Annotated in this window: 1 rRNA gene; it reads right to left on the bottom strand. The window is 48.5% G+C overall.

Features of this window, described 5'->3' with window-relative positions:
• Nucleotides 1-206 (bottom strand): 23S ribosomal RNA (locus BUB85_RS00015); the annotation flags it as partial.

Below are 206 nucleotides of genomic sequence, written 5' to 3'. Positions count from 1 at the left end.
GTACTATGCGCTATCGGTCACTAAGTAGTATTTAGCCTTACGGGGTGGTCCCCGCATATTCCCACAAGGTTTCTCGTGTCTCGTGGTACTCTGGATCCCGTCATGTCAATCATTGTTCGCTTACGAGGCTTTCACTCTCTTTGGCTGGCTTTCCCAAAACCATTCTGCTCCAACTTTTGAATCAATTATACGGTCCGAACCCCGGA

The sequence above is a fragment of the Hespellia stercorisuis DSM 15480 genome (assembly GCF_900142165.1).
GTDB classification, from domain to species: Bacteria; Bacillota; Clostridia; order Lachnospirales; family Lachnospiraceae; genus Hespellia; species Hespellia stercorisuis.
This window is presented reverse-complemented; position numbering and strand designations above follow the sequence as displayed.